The organism is Kitasatospora sp. NPDC008115 (genome assembly GCF_042957205.1).
Taxonomy (GTDB): Bacteria; Actinomycetota; Actinomycetes; order Streptomycetales; family Streptomycetaceae; genus Kitasatospora.
Map to the genome: position 1 here is coordinate 1 of NZ_JBIBHU010000079.1, position 3,063 is coordinate 3,063.

Annotated in this window: 1 protein-coding gene; it reads right to left on the reverse strand. The window is 70.6% G+C overall.

Annotation, left to right across the window (positions count from 1 at the left end; translation table 11 throughout):
- Positions 1–3,063: amino acid adenylation domain-containing protein (locus tag ACFZBX_RS36845; protein ID WP_391538185.1), on the reverse strand; the 3,063-nt coding region annotated here is incomplete at both ends.

The following is a 3,063-nucleotide window of genomic DNA, read 5'->3' on the forward strand; positions in this document are numbered from 1 at the left end:
CACACCCCGCTCCGGCTCCGGAACGACGTAGGCCACCAGCCGCACATCACCGGGCTGGTCCTCCCGCGGAACCACCAGCGCCTGCGCGACCCCCGACATCCGGGTGAGCACCGCCTGGACCTCACCCGGCTCGATCCGGAACCCACGGATCTTCACCTGGTCATCAACCCGGCCCAGATACTCCAGCTCACCGTCCCGGTTCCACCGCACCAGGTCACCCGTGCGATACATCCGCCCCCCGGCACCACCGAACGGATCCGCCACGAACCGCTCCGCCGACAGACCCGCACGCCCCAGATAACCACGCGCCATGACCGTGCCGGCGTTGTACAGCTCGCCGGCGACACCCGGCGGCACCAACCGGAGGTACTCGTCCAGCACATAGAGCTGCGTGTGGACGATCGGCCGCCCGATCGTGACGTTCCTGCCTGACAGCGGTGAGCTGATGGAACTGACGAACGTCTCCGTCGTGCCGTACAGGTTGATCATCTGGCGGCCCTGCGACCAGTGCTCCACCACCTCGGGCGGGCACGCCTCGCCCGCCACCAGCACCGTGTGCAGGTCGCGCAGCGAGGCCGCGGTGGCCTCGGGCATGCTCGCCAGCGCCGACGGCGGGATGAACGCATGGGTGACGCGGCGGTCGGCCAGAGTGCGCGCGAGCTCCTCCCCCGCGAGGCGGCCGGGCTGGGGCACGACGAGGGCGCCGCCACGGCTGATGGCCATGAGGATCTCGATGATCGAGACGTCGAAGCTGGGGGAGGCCAGTTGCAGGACGCGGCTGTCAGGACCGGTCGCGCAGCACTCGATCAGGCTGGCAGTGACACCGGCCAGTCCGGTGTGGGGGACGGCGGTGCCCTTGGGCCGGCCGGTGGAGCCGGAGGTGTAGATGACGTAGGCGGTGTTCGCCGGGGTGAGTGGTGCGACCCGGTCCGCGTCCGTCGGATCGGTGACCGGCTGCCCGTCCCAGACCCCGGCCAGTTCCTCGACGGCCAGCCCGTCCGGCAACTCCTCCGCCAGCGGCCCGCTGGTGAGCAGCAGAACGGGAGCCGCGTCCGCGAGCATGTACGCGATGCGGTCGGCCGGGTAGTCCGGGTCGACCGGCAGGTAACCGGCACCCGCCTTCGCGATGCCCAGGATCACCGCGAGCTGCTCCATGCGACGGGGGAGGGCCACACCGACGAGCTGCTCCGCGCCGATGCCCCGGCTGATCAGCCAGTGCGCGATCCGGTTGGCACGGGCGTTCAGTTCCGCGTACGTCCAGGTCGCGTCCCCGGCCTCCAGGGCGGTGGCGTCGGGAGTGGCCCGCACCCGTGCCTGGAACAGCTCCGACAGCGTGGCCGCACCGGTCCCCGCACCCGGAACGCTCGCCCAGTCCCGGAGCTGGGCGGCCTCACCAGGAGTGAGGACATCCAGGAATCCGATGGGCCGGGACGGGTCGGCGGCGATCGACCTGAGCAACCGGATCCAGCGTGCGGTCAGCGCCTCGATCGTCGACCGGTCGTAGAGGTCGGTGGCGAACTCGACCGTGCCGGACATGCCGGCCGGGGTGCCGTTGTCGTCCCGGTGCTCCCCCAGGTTGATGAACATGTCGAACCTGGACGTGCCCATGGCGACACCGTCTGCCGCGACCTGCAGGTCGGGCAGGTCGAAGTTCGGCTGCTCGGTGTTGAGAAGGGCGAGCATGACCTGGAACAGGGGGTGGTGCGTGGTGCTGCGGTGCGGGTTGAGCTTCTCCACCAGGTGCTCGAACGGGATGTCCTGGTGGGCGTAGGCCTCCAGGCTGGTCCGGCGGACCTGGGCGAGGAGGTCGGTGAAGGACGGGTTGCCCGACGTGTCCGTGCGTAGGACCAGCGTGTTGACGAAGAAGCCGATGAGCTGGTCGAGGTTCTCGTCGGTGCGTCCGGCGATCGGCGCGCCGAGCGGGATGTCCGTACCGGCGCCGAGACGGGTCAGCAGCGCGGCGAAGGACGCCTGCAGCACCATGAACATGGTGCTGCCGGAGGAACGGGCCAGCTCGGACAGCGCCTGGTGCAGCTCCGCGTCGATGCCGAAGGTGGTGGAGTCGCCGGCGTAACTGGCGACGGCCGGACGGGGCCGGTCGGCGGGCACGGTGACCTGCTCCGGCAGACCGGCCAACTGACCGGCCCAGTAATCCTGTTGGCGGGCGAACAGGCTGTCGGGGTCGCTGTCGTCACCGAGCAGCTCGCGCTGCCACAGCGTGTAGTCGGCGTACTGCACCGGCAGCTGCGGCCACTGCGGCTCGGCACCCTCCAGCCGGGCGGAGTACGCGGCGACCAGGTCGCGCGCCAGCGGCGCGAGCGACGAACCGTCACCGGCGATGTGGTGCAGCACCAGCATCAGCACCGACTCGCTCGGGCTGACGGTCAACAGCTCGGCGTACAACGGAACCTGGACCGACAGGTCGAACTCGTGCCGGGCGGCCTGACGCAGCCGGTGGGAGAGAGCGTCCTCGCTCGTGGTGCCGATCCGCAGGTCGATCCGGGCGTGCTCAGGACCGAGAACCCGCTGACGGGGCTGCCCGTCCGCATCCTCGAAGACCGTGCGCAGCGCCTCGTGGCGGGCGATGACGTCGTTGATGGCCTCCCGCAGCACCTGCCGGTCCAGGTCACCGGTCAGCCGCAGGGCGAGCGGAATGTTGTAGGTGGCGGAGGGACCCTCCAGCTGGTGCAGGAACCACAGTCGCTGCTGGGCGTAGGAGAGGGGAAGGGGGTTGGGCCGGGTGGCGGGCAGGAGCGGCGGGCGCAGCTCGCTGTTCCGGGTCAGGCGCGGCGCGAGCTTGGCGACCGTCGGCGACTCGAAGAGTGTCTGGAGGGGCATCTCGGTGCCGAGGGTGGTCCGGATCCTGCTGGAGAGCTGGGTCGCCAGCAGGGAGTGGCCGCCGAGCGCGAAGAAGTCATCGTCGATCCCGACGCCGGGCAGACCGAGGATCTCCGCGAACAGCGCGCACAGGATCTCCTCCTGCGGGGTGCGCGGTGCGCGGCCGCCGGCGGTGGACGTGTACTCCGGTGCGGGGAGGGCCTTGCGGTCGATCTTGCCGTTCGG